Genomic DNA, 17783 nt, shown 5'->3' with positions numbered 1-17783 from the left:
GCGTGCCCGCACCCGTCCCTCGTCGGCCGTCCCTGCCTCCCCGTTTGTTTGGTGCCTTTATGACCATTCGACGGGAGGTTTCGAATGCACATCATGGAAGGCTTTCTGCCGCCCGCGCACGCGCTCGGCTGGACTGCCGTATCCCTTCCTTTCCTGGCCTGGGGCCTGCGCTCGATGGGGCGCAGCTTGCAGGCACATCCCGAGCGGCGCATGCTGCTCGGCGTGGCGGCGGCGTTCGCGTTCCTGCTGTCGGCGCTGAAGCTGCCGTCGGTGACCGGCAGCTGTTCGCATCCGACCGGCGTGGGCCTGGGCGCCTTGTTGTTCGGCCCCGCGGCGATGGTGCCGGTCGGCTTCGTCGTGTTGCTGTTCCAGGCGCTCCTGATGGCGCATGGCGGCATCACCACGCTCGGCGCCAACGTGTTTTCGATGGCGATCGTCGGCCCGTTCGTCTCGTATGGCGTGTTCCGCGCGGTGGGCGCGCTCGGCTTGTCCCGCTCCGTCGCCGTGTTCCTGGCGGCCTGCCTGGGCGACCTGGCGACGTACGTGACGACCTCCGCCCAGCTGGCCCTGGCCTTTCCCGATGCGGTCGGCGGCTTCCAGGTCTCGTTCCTGAAATTCGCCGGCATCTTCGCGCTGACCCAGGTGCCGATCGCGATCAGCGAAGGCTTGTTGACGGTGCTGGTGGTGAACGCGATGGCGCGCTTCAATGCGCACGAGCTGCGTGCGCTGCCGGTGATGTCGCTGCGCGCGCGGGAGGGCACATGAAAGCGCGCACCTGGCTGACGTGGGCGGTGATCGTGCTCGTGACCGTGCTGCCGCTGTGGCTGATCGGCGCAACGCCGGGCACGCCGGGAACAGCGCTGTTCGGCGGGTCCGACGACCGCGCACAGCAAGCCATCGGCACCATCGCGCCCGGCTACCGGCCGTGGTTTTCGCCGGTGTTCACGCCGGCGAGCGACGAGATCGCGTCGCTGCTGTTCGCGCTGCAGGCGGCCATCGGCGCCGGCGTGATCGGCTACTGGCTCGGCCTGTCGGTCGCGCGCGAGCGCGCGCAGGCACCGGCGACGGCGACGGCCGCAGCATCGGCAGCAGAAGCGCCGCGGGAGCATCGTGCGGATTGAAGCCGCCGCCTACGCCAGCCGCTGGCTGGATGTCGCGCCCTCCGCGAAAGCGCTGCTGGCGCTGGCCGGCGTCGGCGCGGCCTGGATCGCGGCCGGCCCGGGCGCACTGGCGCTGCTCGCATTGCTCTTGATGCAGGCGACGCTGCTGGGCGCGCGCGTACCGGTGCGCACCTACTTTGGCGTGTTGCTGGCGCCGCTCGGGTTCCTGCTGCTGTCCTGCCTGACGATGCTGGTGTCGCCCGGTGCGGACGGCGCCTGGCACTGGAACGCGGCGATGCTGCCGACGGTTGCACGCAGCGCGCTGCGCTCGCTGGCCGTGCTGGCGGCGCTGCTCGGCCTGACCTTGACCACCCCCATGCCCGACCTGTTCGCGCTGCTGCGCCGCCTGCGTACGCCCGAGCTGCTGCTCGACCTGATGGCGCTGTGCTACCGCATGTTGTTCGTGCTGCGCCAGGCCTGGGATGACGGCGTCACCGCGCAACAGGCGCGCCTGGGCTACGGCGGCTGGCGCCACGGCTGGCGTTCGATGGCGCTGCTGATCGGGCAGATGGCGGTGCAGGTCTGGCAGCGCGCCGCGGCTCTTCAAATGGCGGCCGATGCGCGCGCCTACCAGGGCACGCTGCGCTTCCTGCCCGCCGATTTTCCCAGGGCGCGCCGCCAGAACCGCAACGCGCTGCTCGCCGGCGCGGCGCTGCTGGCGATCGCGCTCGCCGATCGCTGGGGGGCTGGCCTGTGACGACGCCCCTGCTGCAACTGCAAAACGTCGACCATGTCTTCGCTGATGGCAGCACTGAGGGCAGCGCCGGCCTGCGCGGCTGCAGCCTGGCGCTGGCGCGCGGCCACCGCCATGCGCTGCTGGGCGCGAACGGCGCGGGTAAGACCACCGTGCTGCAGCACCTGAACGGCCTGCTGCGCCCGAGCGCCGGATGCGTGCTGTGGAACGGCCGCCCGGTCGACTACGGCCGCAAGGGCCTGGCCGAGCTGCGCCGCAATGTCGGCCTGGTGTTCCAGAATCCGGAGCGCCAGCTGTTTTCGGCCCAGGTCGAGGAAGACGTATCGTTCGGCCCGCTCAACCTCGGCCTGGACGCGGCCACCGTGCGTGCGCGCGTGGCGTCCGCGCTCGATGCGGTCGGCCTGCGCGAGCATGCCCGGCGCGCCGTGCACCACCTGAGCTTCGGCCAGAAGAAGCGCGTCTGCATCGCCGGCGTGCTGGCGATGGAGCCCCAGGTGCTGCTGCTGGACGAGCCGATGGCCGGCCTGGACGCGCCGATGCAGCTGGAGCTGGCCGCGCTGCTGGAGCGCCTGGCGGCGCGCGGCGTGACGATCCTGCTGTCGACCCACGACATCGACTTCGCCTACGCCTGGGCCGACGAGATCCACCTGATGGCCGGCGGGCGCTGCATCGCCTCCGGGCCGGCTGCCCAGGTCGCGCACGACGCCGCCGCGCTCGACGCCGCCGGCCAGAGATTGCCGTCCGCGCTGGCGCTGCACGCCCAGCTGGTGGCGCGCCGCGTGCTGCCGCCCGGCCCGGGCCCGCGCAGCGTCGAGGCGGTGCTGGACATGCTGCGCGCGCTGCCGATGAGCGCCCAGGGCGTAACCGAGGAGAACACACCGCATGACATCTGAAACGTTGGGCAAGGTCTGGTTCGTCGGCGCCGGTCCCGGCGACCCCGAACTGGTCACCGTCAAGGGCCAGAAGCTGCTGGCCCAGGCCGGCGCGATCCTGTTCGCCGGCTCGCTGGTCGACCGCGCCGCCACGCTGTACGCGCCGCCCGGCTGCGTCATCCGCGACTCGAAGGACATGACGCTCGAGGAGATGACCGCCTGGCTGGTCGACCAGGCGCGCACCCACGCGACCGTGGTGCGCCTGCAGACCGGCGACCCCGGCCTGTACGGCGCGCTGATCGAGATGGCGCGCCCGCTCACGGTCGAAGGCATCGAGTGGGCCGTGGTGCCCGGCGTGTCCTCGGCGATGGCATCGATGGCCGCCGCCGGCGAATCGATGACGCTGCCCGAAGTCACGCAGACCGTGATCCTCACGCGCGTCGAAGGCCGCACCCCGATGCCCGAAGGCGAAGACCTGGCCAGCCTGGCCGCGCACCGCACCACGATCTGCATCTTCCTGTCGATCACGCTGATGTACAAGGTCGAGGCGGCGCTGCGCGCGGCCGGCTGGCCGGAAGAATCGCCGATGCTGGTCGTGCACAAGGCCAGCTGGCCGGGCGAGGAAAAGATCATCCGCGGCACGCTGGCCACGATCAAGGGCCTGTGCCGCGAAGCCGGCGTGGCCAGCCAGGCGATGATCGTCGCCAGCCCCACGCTCGGCGCGCTGCATTGGGAGACGCTGGTGCGCTCCAAGCTGTACGACCCCACATTCACCCACCGTTTCAGAAAGGCGAGCGCATGAACATCATGATGCAAGCAGCCCCGGCGCATGCAATCGGCGCCGGCGACACCATCCTCATCGTCGGCCATGGCTCGCGCGAGGATTCCGGCAACCAGGAAATCCGCGACTTCACCGCGCAATGGCGCGCGCGCCGCCCCGAGCTGCGCATCGAGCTGTGCTTCATCGAATTCGCGCCGCCCGAGCTGAACGCCGCGCTGCTCGATGCGGCCCGCACGTCGAACCGCGTGCTGGTGGTGCCGCTGATCCTGAATGCGGCCGGCCACGTCAAGATGGAGATCCCGGAAGCGGTCGAGCAGGCGCGCCTGGCCTGCCCGCAGACCGAGATCCTGCTGGCGCCGCACCTGACCGCCTGCGACCCGATCCTGGCGATCCTGAAGCGCCGCCTGCGCAAGGCGATGAATGCGCTGGACATGCCGGATCCGACCACCACCGGCGTGGTGGTGCTGGGGCGCGGCTCGTCCGACCGCGGCGCCAACGGCGAGATGGCGAAGATGGCGCGCTGGCTGCTGGAAGAGGGCGACCACGAGCTGGTCGACCTGGCGTTTACCGGCATCACCTGGCCACGCCTGGAAAAGGTGGTGCAGCGCCAGGTGTTGCTGGGCATGCGCCAGGTCGTGGTGCTGCCGTACTACCTGTACACCGGCACGCTGATGCAGCGCATCCACCGCCAGGTCGAGCACCTGCGCAGCCAGTATCCGCAGGTGCGCTTCTTCTGCGGCGAGCACTTCGGCTTCGAGAAGGAGATCTTCGAATTGATGGACCAGCGCGTGGCCGACCTGCGCGCGGGCGTGCCGGACAGCCGCCTGCCGTGCGACGGCTGCAGCTACCGCGAGATCGCCCACGACATGGGCCACGGCCACTCGCACGCGCATACGCACGAGCATGCGCATGCACCCGCGCACACGCACGAGCAAACGCACAAGCACGAGCACGGCCACGCGCATGAGCACGACCACGCGCATGGGCATGAGCACGCACACGCGCACCACGACCACGACCACGACCACGTGCACGCCCTTCCACACACCGAAGGCCAGGGCGCATGAGCACCGTGAACACCGTCACCGAACAGCTGACGCGCGCCGGCCAGGCGATCGAGCACGACAGCTTCGCGATCATCGACGCCGAGGTCGGCCCGCATGCCTACACCGAGGCGCAGTGGCCGATCGTGCGCCGCATGATCCACGCGAACGCCGACTTCGATTTCAACGGTCTCACCGCTTTCCACCCGGACGCGGTCGAGGCCGGGATCCAGGCGATGCTGGCCGGCGCCACGCCGGTGGTCGCCGACGTCGAGATGATCTGCTCCGGCCTGTCGCAGCCGCGTCTGGGGCACTTCGGCATGACAACGCACCAGTTCATCAGCGACCCCGACGTGATCGACGCGGCCAAGGTCGAGGACACCACGCGCGCGGTGCAGGCGATGCGCAAGGCGCACCGGCTCGGCTTGTTCAACGACGGCGCCATCGTCGGCATCGGCAATGCGCCCACCGCGCTGATCGAGCTGGTGCGCCTGATCCGCGAGGAGGGCGTGCGCCCGGCGCTGGTGGTCGGCATGCCGGTCGGCTTCGTCTCGGCCGCCGAATCGAAGGACCTGATGGCCGAGCTGATCGATGTACCGTGGATCGTGATCCGCGGCCGCAAGGGCGGCTCGACGCTGGTGGTGGCGGCGCTGCACGCGCTGCTGTCCCTGGCCGAGGCGCGTCAAAAAAGCATGCAGCAAGTGCAGCAGGCATGAAAGACAAGGCGGCCGAGCGCGGCACCCGGACCGGCTTCACCACCGGCGCCTGCTCGGCGGCGGCGGCGCGTGCGGCCGTGCTCGGGCTGGCCACCGGCCAGGTGCCGGACGAGATCGAGAGCCTGCTGCCGAACGGCACCCGCGTGCGTTTCACGGTGCACGACGGCCGCGTCGACGCCGACCGCAAGCAGGCCCACGCGATGGTCGTCAAGTTTGCCGGCGACGATCCGGATTGCACCGACGGCGCGCACCTGACGGTCGACCTGCGCCTGCTGCCCGGGCAGGGCGGCGTGGTCACCTGGGCCGCCGGCGACGGCGTCGGCACGGTGACGATGCCGGGCCTCGGCCTGGAGGTCGGCGGCCCGGCAATCAACCCGGTCCCGCGCAGGAACATCACCGACAACCTGCGCGAAGCGGCGCCCCAGCTGCTGCTCGAGCACGGCATCGAAGTGACGATCAGCGTGCCCGACGGCCAGGTCATGGCCAAGAAGACCACCAATGCGCGCCTGGGCATCCTGGGCGGCATCAGCATTCTCGGCACCACCGGCATCGTCAAGCCATATTCGACCGCCGCCTGGCGCGCCAGCGTCGTGCAGGGCGTGCAGGTGGCGGCCACCACCGGCCACGGCATGGTCGCCTTAACCACCGGCGGACGCACCGAGACCTTCGCCATGACCGCGCTGCGCAATGAGCGGCCCGAGCTGCCATCGGCCTGCTTCGTGCAGATGGGCGACTTCCTGCGCTACGCGCTCGACGAGGCGGTGGCCCAGGGCATCGAGCAGGTCGTGCTGGCGGTCATGGTCGGCAAGCTGACCAAGATCGCCCAGGGCGAGACCATCACCCACGCCAACCGCAGCGAGGTCGACACCGACCTGGTGGCCGAGATCGGCCGCCGCATCGGCGCGGCACCCGAGGATTGCGCCGCGATGGCCGCCGCCGAGACCGCGCGCTTCGGCGCCGAGCTGATGGTCGAGCGCGGCCTGGGCGACGCCTTTCACGCGGCGCTGGCCCAGGCCGCGATCGACACGCTCACCGCGCCCGATCGCTACGGCCGCGCGTTTCAACTGCGCGTGCTGGTCACCGATTTCAACAACCAGCAAGTGGCCGACGTGTGGTCGGCCCCGGCGCTGCCGCGCGAACGCCCGGACCGCCCGGCGCGCACCGGCATCGATCACATCGTCGACCAGGACTGAACCCGCATGGACACGACTCTCCAAGACCCCAACCCCTGCCGCGTGATCGGCGTGCTCGACGATGGCATCGAAAGCCTGAGCATGACTGCGCTGGCCTACCTGCGCAACGCCGACGTGGTGATCGGCGGCGCGCGCACCTTGTCCCTGTTCGAGCGCGAGTTCAAGGCCGGCGCGGTGCGTCACGACCTCACCGGCCAATTGAAGATGGTGCCCGAGTGGGTGCGCGCGGCGCGCAACGACCACCTGGCCTGCGTGGTGCTGGCCACCGGCGACCCACTGTGCCACGGCATCGCGCCGTACCTGGCCCAGCACCTGTGCGTGCAGGCGCTCGACATCCTGCCGAATTTGTCGACGCTGCAGCTCGCGTGCGCGCGCATCGGCCTCGCGTGGCAGGACGCGCGCATCGTCTCCGTGCATGCGCGCGACGCCGGCGAATGGACGCGCGGCGCCACGCCCGCGCACGGCCTGTACGCGCTGGCGCAGGCGCTGCGCGCGCACGCGCGGCTGCTGGTGCTGACGAGTCCCGACAATTCGCCGGACCGTATCGCGCGCCTGCTGCTGGCCGAGGGCCTCGGCGACGACTTCCACATGGCGGTCGCCGAAAACCTGCTGCAGCCGGAAGAGCGCGTGCTGGCCGAACTGGGTGCGCGGGAGGCGGCCGACATGCGCTTCGCCGACCTGAACGTGGTGCTGCTGTGGCGCACCACGCCGGCGCCGCGCGCCGTGCGCTTCGGCCTGGCCGACGCCGAGTTCGTGCAGCGCCAGCCGGAGAAGGGCTTGATCACCAAGCAGGAAGTGCGCGCGGTCAGCCTGGCGCGCATGCAGCTGCGGCAGGACAGTACCGTGTGGGACATCGGCGCCGGCTCCGGTTCGGTCGGCCTGGAAGCGGCGCGCCTGTGCCCGCAAGGACACGTGTACGCGATCGAAAAGAACGAGGCCGATTTCGCCATCGCCGGCCAGAACCATGCTGCTTTTGGGATCAGCAATTACAGCCTTCATCACGGCAAGGCGCCGGAGGGACTGGACGCCTGGCCGGACCCGGACGCGGTGTTCGTCGGCGGCTCGGGCGGCGAGCTGGCGACGCTGATCCAACAGGTGCTGCGCCGCCTGCGCCCGCAAGGCACGCTGGTGATGAACTTCGTCACGCTGGAAAACCTGGCCACCGCCACCGCTACGCTGCAATCGATGGAAGACCAGGGCGTCGAGTGGGACGTGTTGCAGCTGCAAGCCGCGCGTAGCAAGCCGATCCTGCACATGCACCGCATGGCGGCCGAGAATCCGGTGTGGATCGTGTGCGCGCGCTCAGTTGCCAAAGCGGGAGAAAAACAATGAGCGGCACCCTGTACGGCATCTCGCTGGGCCCCGGCGACCCCGGCCTGATCACGCGCGCCGCCTGGGCGCAACTCGAGCGGGTCGACGCGGTCTGGGTCTACCCGGCGCGCAGCGGCAAGACGCCCAGCTATGCCTTCGACATCGTCCAGCGCGCCGGCCTGGCGCCGCCGACCGAACACACCCAGCTGCTGTTCCCGATGACGCACGACGGCGAAAAGCTGGCGCGCGCATGGCTACGCGCCGCCGAAACCGTGCTGCCCTGGCTGCGCGCCGGCCGCGACGTGCTGTTCCTGGTCGAGGGCGACGCCAGTACCTACGCCACCTTCGGCCACCTGGCGCGCACCGTGCGTGCGCTCGACGCCGGCGTCGGGGTGCAGGTCATCGCCGGCGTCAACGCCTTCACGGCGGCGTGCGCATCGGTCGACGTGCCGTTCGCCGAGCAGGACGACACGGTCGCGATCGTCCCGGCCGCGTACGGGGTCAGCGCGGTCGACCGCCTGCTGCCCGACTTCGACACGCTGGTGCTGATGAAAGTAAAGCCGCTGCTCGACGAATTGATCGGCTGGCTCGAACGGCGCGATCTGCTGGCGGGCAGCCACTTCATCGAACGCGTCGGCGCGCCGGACGAGCGCCGCTTCAGTGGCGACCAGATCCTGCAACTGCGCGGCACCAAGGTCAGCTACCTGTCGCTGCTGATCGTCAAACACCCGCACCGCATCCGCGGCGAACGCATCAAGGGCTGTCTCAAGAAGGGCGGCCCGCAACCTGTATTGGAAGAGAGCGCATGAGCGATACGAACCCCATCACCGAACCCCGCCTGTGCCTGGTGGCGATCACCAAGCATGGCGCCGCCCAGGCCGCGCGCCTGGCGCTCGACCTGCCGCAGGCCGACATCTGCACTTCAAGCAAGTTTGCCGCGGCCTTTGCCGGCGTGCCGAACCAGGTAAAAGCCTACGACGGCGCCCTGCGTGACGAGATCGGCCCGCTGTTCGCCGGCTACGACCAGATCGTGTTCTTCGTCTCGCTCGGCGCGGTGGTGCGCCTGATCGCGCCGCACCTGCGCAGCAAGGACGAGGACCCCGGTGTGATCGTGGTCGACGACGCCGGCCAGTACGTGATTCCCGTGCTGTCCGGCCACGTCGGCGGCGCCAACGAGTGGAGCGAGCGCGTGGCCGACCTGATCGGCGCTTCTCCCGTGCTGACCACGGCGTCGGACGTGGGCCGCACGATCCCGGTCGACATCCTCGGGCGCCATCTCGGCTGGCGCGTGGAAGCGCCGAAGATCAACGTCACGCGCGTCTCGGCGCACGTGGTCAACGGCGAACCGATCGCCTTCGTGCAGGAAGCCGGCAGTCCGGACTGGTGGACCCGGCCGACACCGCTGCCCGACACGATCCACAAATTCGCCCGTTTCGACGAGGTGCCGCTCGACCGTTACGCCGCCGTGCTGTGGGTCACGCATGAGGACGTGCCGGCCGGGCGCTGGGATGCGCTGAAGGAGCGGCTGGTGGTGTATCGCCCGCCGCTGGAAACGGCATGACGCGTTTCACCGTCGGCCTGGGCTGCGACCGCGGCGTGCTGCTGGCGACCGTGCGCGAGGCGGTGCTGGCCGCGCTCGCGCAGGCGGGCGCGCGTCCCGAACAGGTCGCAGCGGCCGCCAGCATCGCACTCAAGCGCGACGAGGCGGCATTCCTGGCGCTGGCCGAGGAACTGCAGTGGCCGCTGAGCTTTTACGAAGCGCGTGAACTGGCGCAGGTCGAGGTGCCGAACCCGTCGGAAACCGTACGCCGCTACACCGGCACGCCGTCGGTCAGCGAAGCGGCCGCGCTGCTGGCCGCGGGGCCGGTCGAAGGCACCGGTGCGCCGATGAGCGCCCTGGTCGTCGAAAAACTCAAACTCCGAGGCGTCGATGGCAAGCACGCCACCGTCTCGATCGCAAGGAAATCATCATGAACGACATGTTCGACCCGAACGCAGCCGCCGGCAACGAAGGCGCCGCCGCCGCTGGCAAGATCATGCTGGTGGGGATCGGCCCCGGCAGCGTGGAGCACATGACCCAGCGCGCGCGCGCCGCCATCGCCGAAGCGGACGTGGTGATCGGCTACGTCACCTACATCAAGCTGGTGGCCGACCTCATCGAAGGCAAGGAGATCATCCGCAAGTCGATGACCGAGGAGCTGGACCGCGCCGTCAGCGCCCTGGAGGCCGCGCGCGCCGGCAAGAAGGTGGCGCTGATCTCGTCCGGCGACGCCGGCGTGTACGGCATGGCCGGCCCGACCTACGAGGTGCTGTTCCAGGCCGGCTGGAGTCCCGACGATCCGGTGCAGGTCGAGATCGTGCCGGGCGCCTCGGCGCTGAACAGCTGCGCCGCGCGGGTCGGCGCGCCGCTCACGCACGACTTCTGCGCGATCTCGCTGTCGGACCTGCTCACGCCCTGGCCGACCATCGCGCGCCGCCTGGACGCGGTCGCGATGGCCGACTTCGTGGTCGCGCTGTACAACCCCAAGAGCGGCCGGCGCACGCGCCAGATCGTCGAGGCCCAGCGCCTGTTCCTGCGCCATCGCCGCCCCGACACGCCGGTCGCGATCGTGAAAAGCGCCTATCGCCGCCGCGAGAACATCGTGTTTACCACGCTCGACTCGATGGCGGACGCCGACATCGGCATGCTCAGCACGGTCCTGATCGGCAACAGCAACACCTTCGTGCGCCACGGCCTGATGGTCACGCCGCGCGGCTACGCGAACAAATACGACATGGAAGACGGCGCCACGCGCGAAGGCGAGCGCGCCGGGCGTTCGCTGTCGACCGGCCTGCTCGGCTGGCTGGAGACGCTGCAGGCCGAGCACGCGGCCGGCATCGACATCGAAACCCTGGCCGCGCGCCACCGGCTGCCGGCCGACTACATCCGGGCCACGCTGGCCGAACCCTGGGCCGTCGATGCGAATGCGCCCGCCACCGAGGAAAACGAAGCATGAGCGAAGTTGTCAAACCCAAGATCGGCGACTACAAGCGCCACCTGCTGGTCTGCACCGGCCCGCGCTGCAGCGCCGACGGCGCATCGCAAGTCCTGTTCGACAGCCTGGGCGACAAGTTCAAGGCGGCCGGGCTGAACACCGGCGACCTGCGCGTGAAACGCAGCCGGGTCAGCTGCTTCGCGGCCTGCAAGGGCGGACCGATCGTCTGCGTGCAGCCGGACGGCACCTGGTACTACGACGTCACGCCGGAGAACATGGACCGCATCATCGAGCGCCACCTGTGTCACGGCGAGCGGGTCGAGGATCTGGTGTTTCACCAGGCCGGTGAGTAACCTGCAACAGCGGAGGCGGGGCTTGTATTGTCGCCTTTTTAATTTTCGGAAGACTTCAGCTGGGTTCGTCTACAATACGTGGCGCTTATCATTTAATTTCCTGCACGTAAAGTCTTGACATCCATGTCTCCTGTAAACCCCTCGACGCCCGCCATGCACGACGACCTGAGCTGGCTCACCGGCGGCGGGGAAATGGGAGAACTGATCCGTTCGATGGACTGGTCGAAGACCCCGCTCGGTCCGCCGCAGACCTGGCCGCAGAGCCTGCGCACCTCGGTCAGCCTGTGCCTGTCGTCGACCTTCCCGATCCTGATCGCCTGGGGCCCGGACGACATCCAGATCTACAACGACGCCTACCGCCCGATCTGCGGCGACCTGCACCCGCGCTCGATGGGCGGCGCGTTCAAGGAGATCTGGGCCGCGGCGATGCCGGTGGTCGGCGACAAGTTCGAGCGCGCGCACAAGGGCGAGGGCGTGTACATCCGCGACCAGCGCATGTTCCTCGAGCGCCACGGCTACCTCGAGGAAGCCTTCATGACCTTCTCGTTCTCGCCGATCCGCGACGAGTCGGGCGAGGTCGGCGGCATCTTCCACCCGATCTCGGAAGCCACGGCGACGGTGCTGAACGCGCGCCGCACGCAATGCCTGCGCGACCTGAGCGTGGCGATCGCCGACGCGCGCACGATCGGCGACATCGCCCACGACATCGGCGGCCAGTACGCCAGCCTGGAGCTGGACCTGCCGTTCGCGCTGCTGTACCAGTTCGACCCCGACAGCGGCAAGCTGATGCTGCGCGGCGGCGCCGGCCTCGATCACCATCGCGCGCTGGCGCCGGTAATGGCCGACGTCGACGACACGCTGTGGCCGTTCGCGCGCGCCGCACAGGCGCGCCTGCCGCAGCAGGTCGACGGCCTGCGCGCGCGTTTCGGCGACGTGCGCTGCGGCCCGTACGAGGCCGCCCCGGATGCGGCCGTGGTACTGCCGGTCACGGTGCCGGGCCAGCAGGAACTGTTCGGCTTCCTGGTGGCGGGCGTCAGCGCCGCGCGCGCGCTGGATGCGGCTTACCTGAACTTCTACGAGCTGCTGGGCGCGGCCGTCAACACCGCGGTCGGCAACGTGATCGCCTACGAAAAGGAGCAGCGCCGCGCCGAGGAGCTGGCCGCGATCGACCGCGCCAAAACGGCCTTCTTCTCCAACGTCTCGCACGAGTTCCGCACCCCGCTGACGCTGATCCTGGGCCCGCTCGACGATGCCCTGTCCGACCAGGACGAGCCGCTCGGCCCGATCCAGCGGCGCCGCATCGACGTCACCCACCGCAATTCGCTGCGCCTGCTCAAGCTTGTGAACTCGCTGCTCGATTTTTCGCGCATCGAGGCCGGGCGCGTGCAGGCGTCCTACGAGCCGCTCGACCTGACGCGCCTGACCGCGGACCTGGCCAGCGTGTTCGAATCGGCCATGGCCAAGGGCGGCCTGGCCTATACGCTCGAGCTGCACGACCTGGGCCAGGACGTGTACGTCGACCGCGACATGTGGGAAAAGATCGTCTTCAACCTGCTGTCGAACGCTTTCAAGTTCACGCTGCAGGGCGGGGTCACGGTCACGCTGGGCCGGCATGAGGGCATGGCGCGACTGAGCGTGTGCGACACCGGCAGCGGCATCCCCGAGGCCGAGCTGCCGCGCGTGTTCGAGCGCTTCCACCGCATCGAAGGCACGCCCGGCCGCACCTACGAGGGCACCGGCATCGGCCTGGCGCTGATCCAGGAACTGGTGCGCCTGCACGGCGGCGCCATCGCGGTGCGCAGCACGCCGGGCCAGGGCACCTGCTTCGACGTCGACATCCCGTTCGGCCACGCGCACCTGCCGGAGGAGCGCATCGTCCATGCGGCCGCCGCCGTGGAGCCGGCCACGCCGGCCTCGGGCGCCGCGCGCATCGGCGCCGCCTTCGTCGAGGAAGCGCTGCGCTGGCTGCCGGACGAGCCGGGTGCGCAGCCGGCGCCGGCGGCTGTCGCCGTCGGGGGCGCTGGTCTGCTGCAGCCGGCCGAGCGGCCGCCGCGCATCCTGATCGCCGACGACAACAACGACATGCGCGCCTACCTGAAGTCGCTGCTCGACCCGCACGCCGAGGTGAGCGTGTGCGCCGACGGCCAGGCCGCCTACGAACACCTGCTGAGCGATCCGCCCGACCTGCTGCTGAGCGACGTGATGATGCCCAAGCTGGACGGCTTCGGCCTGATCGCCAAGATCCGCGCCACGCCGGTCCTGCACGACCTGGCCGTGATCCTGCTGTCCGCGCGCGCCGGCGAGGAAGCCAAGGTCGAGGGCCTGCAGGCCGGCGCCGACGACTACCTGATCAAGCCCTTCGCCGCCAACGAGCTGCTGGCGCGCGTGCAGCGCCAGGTCGCCCTGGCGCGCGAACGGCGCCACCAGCAGCATGAGCGGGCGCTGCGCGAAACCTATTTCCGCTCGCTGGTCGACGTCGCCCCGGTGATCCTGTGGACCACCGACAGCAGCGGCTACTGTACCTACCTGAGCCAGCGCTGGTACGACTACACCGGCCGCTCGCCGGAACAGGACCTGGGCCAGGGCTGGACCGAAAACGTCCATCCGGACGACCGCCAGCGCGTGCGCGACGGTTTCGCCGGGGCGTATGCCGCGCTTACGGCGCATGCCGAGGACTACCGCCTGCGCATGCGCGACGGCAGCTACCGCTGGGTGGTCGACGCCGGTACGCCGCGCCTCGACGAGCATGGCCAGCCGGCCGGTTTCGTCGGCACCGTGATCGACGTGCACGAGCGCGTGCTGCTCGAGCACGAACTGCAGCGCCTGGCCGGCGAGCTGACCGAAAAGAACCGCATGCAGAGCGAGTTCCTGTTCACGCTGGCGCACGAGCTGCGCAACCCGCTGGCGCCGATCCGCACCGGCCTCGAGCTGATGCGCATCAAGAGCGGCGCACCGGGCGGCGCCAAGGTGCAGGAGATGATGCAGCGCCAGGTCGACCACATGGTGCGCCTGGTCGACGACCTGCTCGACATGGCGCGCCTGTCCGAGGGCAAGGTCGAGCTGCGCCTGGCGCCGGTGCTGCTGGACGAGGTGGTGCACGACGCGCTCGAGATCAGCATGCCGCTGGTGACCGCCGGCGACCATCGCCTCGAGCTGCGCCTGCCGCCGACGTCGATCGCGCTGTGCGTCGACCGCCACCGCATCGCCCAGGTGCTGAGCAACCTGGTCAACAATGCAGCCAAGTACACGCCCAAGGGCGGGCATATCGAAGTCGCGGCGCGGGTCGCCGAGAACGAAGTGGCGATCTCGGTGTCGGACAACGGCATCGGCATCGGCGCCGACCTGCTGCCGCACGTGTTCGACATGTACGTGCAGGCGCAGGCGCACCACACGATGGCGCAGGGCGGCCTGGGTGTCGGCCTGAACCTGGTCAAGCGCCTGGTCGAGCTGCACGGCGGCCGCGTCGGCGCCGAGAGCGGCGGCACCGGACAGGGCAGCCGCTTCACGGTGCGCCTGCCGCTGGCGCAACAGGCGCTGGCGCCCGAGCCATCGGTGCCGGATGCCGCGCCCGCGCCCGGCGCCGCCGGCTTGCGCGTGCTGGTGGTCGACGACAACGTCGACGCCGCCCAGACGCTCGGCGCCCTGCTCGAGATGACCGGCCACGCGGTCTCGGTGGCGCACGACGGCGCCTCGGCGCTGGCGGTGGCGGGGCGCCAGCCGCCGCAGGTGGTCTTGCTCGACATCGGCCTGCCCGACCAGAGCGGCTTCGAGGTGGCGCGCTCGATGCGCGCGCTGCCCGGCATGGCGCAGGCGACCCTGATCGCATTGACCGGCTGGGGCGCCGAGCAGGACCGCCAGCGCTCGAGCGAGGCCGGCTTCGACGCTCACCTCACCAAGCCGGCCGATTTCGCCAAGGTCGAGCAGCTGCTGCAGGACGCCGCCGCGCGTACCTGAGTTCCTGCGGGCAAGCGTGCGTAGCGCCGGGGACGGCAGGATTACACTGCCGTTTCCGCAAACCGATCGCCCGCAATGAAAGGAACGCCATGCCCCGCATCCAGACCTCCGGCCCGAATCCGACCGAGCTGTATTACTACGAACAGGGCCAGGGTCAGCCCGTGGTCCTGATCCATGGCTGGCCGCTCAGCTATCGCATGTGGGAGTCGCAGATCACGGCCCTGTCCGAGTCCGGCTTTCGCGTGATCGCCTACGACCGCCGCGGCTTCGGCGAATCGGGCCGTCCGACCGGCGGCTACGACTACGACACCTTCGCCGCCGACCTGAACGACCTGATGACGCAGCTGGACCTGCGCGACGCCGTCATCGCCGGCTTCTCGATGGGCGGCGGCGAGGTGGCGCGCTACATCGGCCGCTACGGCACCGAACGCGTGGCCAAGGCGATGCTGCTGGGCGCCGTGCCGCCGTTCCTGCTCAAGACCGGGGACAACCCGGAAGGCGTCGACAAATCGGTGTTCGACGGCATGCTGGAAGGCGTGCGCAAGGATCGCATCGCCTTCCTGCGCGACTTCTTCCCCGGCTTTTACAACGTCGACAAGAACGCCGAAGACGCCCAGGACCTGCTGGCCTTCAGCAAGTGGATCGCCTGGGGCGCCTCGCCGCTGGCGACGGCGCAGTGCATCGTCGCGTTCGGCGAGACCGATTTCCGCGCCGACCTGGCCAAGTTCGACGTGCCGACCCTGGTCGCGCACGGCGACGCCGACCATGTGGTGCCGCTCGCCGTGTCCGGCCAGCGCTCGCACGAGATGATCCCGGGCAGCCGGCTCCAGATCGTGGGCGGCGCCCCGCACGGCTTCGCGGCGACCCATCCGGAGCAGCTCAACGCCATCATGCTGGCCTTTTTGAAGACCTGAGCCAGAAGCACACAAAATAAGCAGGCAAAACGAGCAGGCAAAAAAATCCCCGGCGCCGCAAAACGCCGGGGCAAAAGGGACTTCCAAAGAACTCGGTAGGGGGCGTGTTAAAGGGCGCCTTTGCCGGTGGCGGCCCACCACAATCCGCCCAGCAGGTGCGACAGGTATTGCGGGTCGCGGTACATCTCGCCGTTGTGGCCGAGCAGGGTCACGAACACGCGGCCGCCTTCATAGCGGTGCTGCCAGGCGACGGGATGATCCTTGCCCATGCCGGTCGCGACCTGGCCCGGCCAGATCCGGGTCGGATCGTAGGTCGACTCGTCGACGTTCAGCACCGGGTGGATCGCGACCTGGTAGGGATTGGTGGTCTCGTACCATTCGTCGCTCCAGATCCAGCGCTTCGGGATGCCGAAGGTGGCCGGAAAGCCGGCGTCCACCGTGTCCACCGCTGCGGTCTGCACCATCGGATGAATCTTGAAACTGCGCCCGACCAGCTTTTCGTACCATACCCAGCCGTTCGGCGGCGTGATCGCGGCGCGGTGCACGACCATCGCATTGCCGCCGGCGCGCATGTAGTCCTCGAAATGGCGGCGCTGCGCAGGGTTGAGCTCCTCGCCGGGCGTGTTCAGGAAGACCACGGCGGCGTACTGCTTCAGGTCGCCGTCGAACACGCCGGTCTGGTTGGTGTACGTCATCTCGAAGGCGTGCAGCCTGGCCAGGTGCTCCAGGCTGTCGCGCGCGATCGGGATGTACTCGTAGTGGTACTTGTTGGGGATGGCCAGCACCAGCACCTTGAACTGGCCGTCGGCCCACGCCGCGCTCGCCGGCAGCGCCAGCGCCGCGGACACGGCAAGCAGCGGCAGCGCGCGTTTGATCATGGCGCCGGCACCCCTTGCGGCGCCTGGCCGTTGTGCGGCACCAGCCAGCCGCCGTCGGCGAGCCAGTCGGACAGGCGGTCCGGCCAGTGCTGGATCGAGACGCGCTCGCCGCGCTGGCCGACGTTGAAAGCGTGGTCGGTCTCGGCGTACAGGTGCAGCTCGGCCGAGACGCCGGCCGCGGTCAGCTGCTGGTACAGCCCGATGGCAGGCGGCATGCAGCATTTGTCCTTGGAGCCCGCCGCGATGAAGGCCGGCGGCGCATTGTTGACGGCCTTGGCCGGCGAGCCGAGCGGGCCCGGGTAGATCAGCACCTGGAAGTCGGGCCGCGCGCTCTGCTGGTCGACGGCATCGCGCTTGCTTGCCGCGGTGTTCGGACCTGCCGGCTCCGGATTGTCCGCCACCAGCGACACCAGTTCGCCGCCGGCCGAAAAGCCCATCACGCCGACGCGGTGCGGATCGACCCCGTACTCGGCCGCGTGCGCGCGCACCCAGCGCAGCGCGCGCCGCAGGTCGCCGGCGGCATCGCCCTCGATCGTGTAGCCGGGCAGGGCGCCGCTGCTGTCGTCGCGCGCCAGCCGGTACTTCAGGACGAAGGCGGTCACGCCGATGCGGTTCAGGTTCTTGGCCGCGGCGATGCCTTCGTTCTGGAACACCAGGATACGATGGCCGCCGCCCGGCACCACCACCACGGCCGCGCCGTTGGCGTGGCGCGGATCGGCGCGCACCACCGTCAGCGACGGGTCGTGGATGTTGACCGGGTAGGCGCCGTCGACCAGCTTCTCGGCTTCGCCGTGGTGTTTTTCGGAACCGGGCGCGCCGTTCGGCCAGAGTTGAAACACCGCCGGCGCGGCCTGCTGCTGGGCCAGCGCTGCCGTACCGAAGCCGGCCAGCGCCAGACTCGCCGCCAGAATCACGTTATGGATCTTCATGCAGGTCTCC

General features: G+C 69.8%; 18 protein-coding genes. 16 read left to right on the top strand and 2 right to left on the bottom strand.

Going from position 1 to position 17783, the window contains the following annotated elements:
* The first annotated feature begins 84 nt into the window (after positions 1–84).
* The 16 genes from FA90_RS17920 to FA90_RS17845 all read left to right on the top strand — a co-directional run bounded on the left by FA90_RS17920 (position 85) and on the right by FA90_RS17845 (position 15966).
* On the top strand, positions 85–765 hold the full coding sequence (locus tag FA90_RS17920) for an energy-coupling factor ABC transporter permease (RefSeq protein ID WP_036171018.1): 681 nt from the start codon (positions 85–87) through the stop codon (positions 763–765).
* Positions 762–1121, top strand: coding sequence for an energy-coupling factor ABC transporter substrate-binding protein (locus FA90_RS17915; RefSeq protein WP_036171017.1), 360 nt, complete (start codon positions 762–764; stop codon positions 1119–1121). Before FA90_RS17920 ends, FA90_RS17915 begins: the two co-directional genes overlap by 4 nt.
* Complete coding sequence (gene cbiQ, locus FA90_RS17910; protein ID WP_036171014.1) at positions 1111–1857, top strand: cobalt ECF transporter T component CbiQ; 747 nt, start codon at positions 1111–1113, stop codon at positions 1855–1857. The genes FA90_RS17915 and cbiQ overlap by 11 nt, the downstream gene beginning before the upstream one ends.
* Positions 1854–2747, top strand: coding sequence for an energy-coupling factor ABC transporter ATP-binding protein (locus tag FA90_RS17905; RefSeq protein WP_036171009.1), 894 nt, complete (start codon positions 1854–1856; stop codon positions 2745–2747). Before cbiQ ends, FA90_RS17905 begins: the two co-directional genes overlap by 4 nt.
* The gene (cobM, locus tag FA90_RS17900; RefSeq protein WP_036171006.1) at positions 2737–3528 is read left to right on the top strand and encodes a precorrin-4 C(11)-methyltransferase; all 792 of its coding nucleotides are present in this window, start codon (positions 2737–2739) and stop codon (positions 3526–3528) included. The genes FA90_RS17905 and cobM overlap by 11 nt, the downstream gene beginning before the upstream one ends.
* Positions 3525–4574 carry a sirohydrochlorin chelatase gene (locus FA90_RS17895; protein ID WP_373994616.1) on the top strand — a complete coding sequence of 350 codons (1050 nt, stop codon included), beginning with the start codon at positions 3525–3527 and terminating at the stop codon, positions 4572–4574. The genes cobM and FA90_RS17895 overlap by 4 nt, the downstream gene beginning before the upstream one ends.
* Positions 4571–5266 carry a precorrin-8X methylmutase gene (locus FA90_RS17890; protein WP_036171003.1) on the top strand — a complete coding sequence of 232 codons (696 nt, stop codon included), beginning with the start codon at positions 4571–4573 and terminating at the stop codon, positions 5264–5266. Before FA90_RS17895 ends, FA90_RS17890 begins: the two co-directional genes overlap by 4 nt.
* Positions 5263–6459: a cobalt-precorrin-5B (C(1))-methyltransferase gene (locus FA90_RS17885; RefSeq protein ID WP_036171000.1), complete on the top strand. Its 1197-nt coding sequence runs from the start codon at positions 5263–5265 to the stop codon at positions 6457–6459. The genes FA90_RS17890 and FA90_RS17885 overlap by 4 nt, the downstream gene beginning before the upstream one ends.
* Before the next feature lie 6 nt (positions 6460–6465).
* Positions 6466–7791 carry a bifunctional cobalt-precorrin-7 (C(5))-methyltransferase/cobalt-precorrin-6B (C(15))-methyltransferase gene (locus tag FA90_RS17880; protein WP_036170997.1) on the top strand — a complete coding sequence of 442 codons (1326 nt, stop codon included), beginning with the start codon at positions 6466–6468 and terminating at the stop codon, positions 7789–7791.
* On the top strand, positions 7788–8579 hold the full coding sequence (cobI, locus tag FA90_RS17875; RefSeq protein ID WP_036170994.1) for a precorrin-2 C(20)-methyltransferase: 792 nt from the start codon (positions 7788–7790) through the stop codon (positions 8577–8579). The genes FA90_RS17880 and cobI overlap by 4 nt, the downstream gene beginning before the upstream one ends.
* Positions 8576–9331 (top strand): cobalamin biosynthesis central domain-containing protein, encoded by a 756-nt coding sequence (locus tag FA90_RS17870; RefSeq protein ID WP_036170992.1) that lies wholly within the window; start codon positions 8576–8578, stop codon positions 9329–9331. The genes cobI and FA90_RS17870 overlap by 4 nt, the downstream gene beginning before the upstream one ends.
* Positions 9328–9744, top strand: a complete 417-nt coding sequence (locus tag FA90_RS17865) for a cobalamin biosynthesis protein (RefSeq protein WP_036170989.1) — start codon at positions 9328–9330, stop codon at positions 9742–9744. Before FA90_RS17870 ends, FA90_RS17865 begins: the two co-directional genes overlap by 4 nt.
* Positions 9745–9749: 5 nt before the next feature.
* A complete protein-coding gene (cobJ, locus tag FA90_RS17860; protein WP_081934116.1) occupies positions 9750–10766 on the top strand; it encodes a precorrin-3B C(17)-methyltransferase in 1017 nt (338 codons plus the stop codon).
* Complete coding sequence (locus FA90_RS17855) at positions 10763–11098, top strand: ferredoxin (RefSeq protein ID WP_036170986.1); 336 nt, start codon at positions 10763–10765, stop codon at positions 11096–11098. Before cobJ ends, FA90_RS17855 begins: the two co-directional genes overlap by 4 nt.
* A gap of 123 nt (positions 11099–11221) precedes the next feature.
* A complete protein-coding gene (locus FA90_RS17850) occupies positions 11222–15052 on the top strand; it encodes an ATP-binding protein (RefSeq protein WP_051971898.1) in 3831 nt (1276 codons plus the stop codon).
* A gap of 89 nt (positions 15053–15141) precedes the next feature.
* Positions 15142–15966: an alpha/beta fold hydrolase gene (locus FA90_RS17845; protein WP_036170980.1), complete on the top strand. Its 825-nt coding sequence runs from the start codon at positions 15142–15144 to the stop codon at positions 15964–15966.
* A gap of 107 nt (positions 15967–16073) precedes the next feature.
* On the opposite strand, the gene FA90_RS17840 is transcribed toward FA90_RS17845, so the two are convergent.
* On the bottom strand, positions 16074–16844 hold the full coding sequence (locus tag FA90_RS17840) for a ThuA domain-containing protein (RefSeq protein ID WP_051971897.1): 771 nt from the start codon (positions 16842–16844) through the stop codon (positions 16074–16076).
* Positions 16841–17773 carry an alpha/beta hydrolase gene (locus tag FA90_RS17835; protein WP_036170977.1) on the bottom strand — a complete coding sequence of 311 codons (933 nt, stop codon included), beginning with the start codon at positions 17771–17773 and terminating at the stop codon, positions 16841–16843. Before FA90_RS17835 ends, FA90_RS17840 begins: the two co-directional genes overlap by 4 nt.
* Positions 17774–17783: the final 10 nt, after the last annotated feature.

The organism is Massilia sp. 9096, assembly GCF_000745265.1.
GTDB lineage: Bacteria > Pseudomonadota > Gammaproteobacteria > Burkholderiales > Burkholderiaceae_D > Telluria.
The sequence above is the reverse complement of the archived record's forward strand: the minus strand, read 5'-3'. Positions and strand labels throughout refer to the sequence as shown.

Bases quoted from the DNA above. Each gene is read 5' to 3' on its own strand.
- FA90_RS17920 (WP_036171018.1), top strand. From the start codon at position 85: ATGCACATCATGGAAGGCTTTCTGCCGCCCGCGCACGCGCTCGGCTGG.
- FA90_RS17895 (WP_373994616.1), top strand. From the start codon at position 3,525: ATGAACATCATGATGCAAGCAGCCCCGGCGCATGCAATCGGCGCCGGC.
- FA90_RS17870 (WP_036170992.1), top strand. From the start codon at position 8,576: ATGAGCGATACGAACCCCATCACCGAACCCCGCCTGTGCCTGGTGGCG.
- FA90_RS17850 (WP_051971898.1), top strand. From the start codon at position 11,222: ATGTCTCCTGTAAACCCCTCGACGCCCGCCATGCACGACGACCTGAGC.
- FA90_RS17880 (WP_036170997.1), top strand. From the start codon at position 6,466: ATGGACACGACTCTCCAAGACCCCAACCCCTGCCGCGTGATCGGCGTG.
- FA90_RS17885 (WP_036171000.1), top strand. From the start codon at position 5,263: ATGAAAGACAAGGCGGCCGAGCGCGGCACCCGGACCGGCTTCACCACC.
- FA90_RS17915 (WP_036171017.1), top strand. From the start codon at position 762: ATGAAAGCGCGCACCTGGCTGACGTGGGCGGTGATCGTGCTCGTGACC.
- FA90_RS17845 (WP_036170980.1), top strand. From the start codon at position 15,142: ATGCCCCGCATCCAGACCTCCGGCCCGAATCCGACCGAGCTGTATTAC.
- FA90_RS17865 (WP_036170989.1), top strand. From the start codon at position 9,328: ATGACGCGTTTCACCGTCGGCCTGGGCTGCGACCGCGGCGTGCTGCTG.
- FA90_RS17840 (WP_051971897.1), bottom strand. From the start codon at position 16,844: ATGATCAAACGCGCGCTGCCGCTGCTTGCCGTGTCCGCGGCGCTGGCG.
- FA90_RS17890 (WP_036171003.1), top strand. From the start codon at position 4,571: ATGAGCACCGTGAACACCGTCACCGAACAGCTGACGCGCGCCGGCCAG.
- FA90_RS17855 (WP_036170986.1), top strand. From the start codon at position 10,763: ATGAGCGAAGTTGTCAAACCCAAGATCGGCGACTACAAGCGCCACCTG.
- cobJ (WP_081934116.1), top strand. From the start codon at position 9,750: ATGTTCGACCCGAACGCAGCCGCCGGCAACGAAGGCGCCGCCGCCGCT.
- cobM (WP_036171006.1), top strand. From the start codon at position 2,737: ATGACATCTGAAACGTTGGGCAAGGTCTGGTTCGTCGGCGCCGGTCCC.
- cobI (WP_036170994.1), top strand. From the start codon at position 7,788: ATGAGCGGCACCCTGTACGGCATCTCGCTGGGCCCCGGCGACCCCGGC.
- FA90_RS17835 (WP_036170977.1), bottom strand. From the start codon at position 17,773: ATGAAGATCCATAACGTGATTCTGGCGGCGAGTCTGGCGCTGGCCGGC.